1 protein-coding gene is annotated in these 427 nt (G+C 69.6%); it reads left to right on the forward strand.

Translation table 11 applies throughout. The features are described from left to right. Positions 1-427 (forward strand): hypothetical protein (locus GVN67_RS29320; RefSeq protein WP_160000792.1); only part of this gene is annotated, 427 nt, incomplete at both ends.

Consider the following 427-nt stretch of genomic DNA (forward strand, 5'->3'; position numbering starts at 1 on the left):
CAGCTGACCGGGCTGACGATCACCTCGCCGGACCCGGGCAACACCACGCTGCATGTCACGGCCACCGTCACAGACAGTTCCAGCGGCACCACCGCGACGACGAGCGCCAATGTCGGGCTGAATGTGCTCAACGTGGCGGATGCGCCCGGCCTGACGCTGCCGGCCTTGCCGCTGGCCGGGCTGGAGGACGTCTCGATCGCCTTGCCGATCGCGCTGGCGCCGCTATCGCCGACGGAGACGGTGAGCATCACCATCAGCGGGCTGCCGGCAGGCGCCACGCTGTCGGCCGGGACGCACAACCCGGACGGCAGCTATACGCTGACCCAGGCCCAGCTGACCGGGCTGACGATCACCTCGCCGGATCCGGGCAACACCACGCTGCATGTCACGGCCACCGTCACAGACAGTTCCAGCGGCACCACCGCGA

The organism is Roseomonas sp. 18066 (assembly GCF_902706185.1).
Classification (GTDB): Bacteria; Pseudomonadota; Alphaproteobacteria; order Acetobacterales; family Acetobacteraceae; genus Pseudoroseomonas.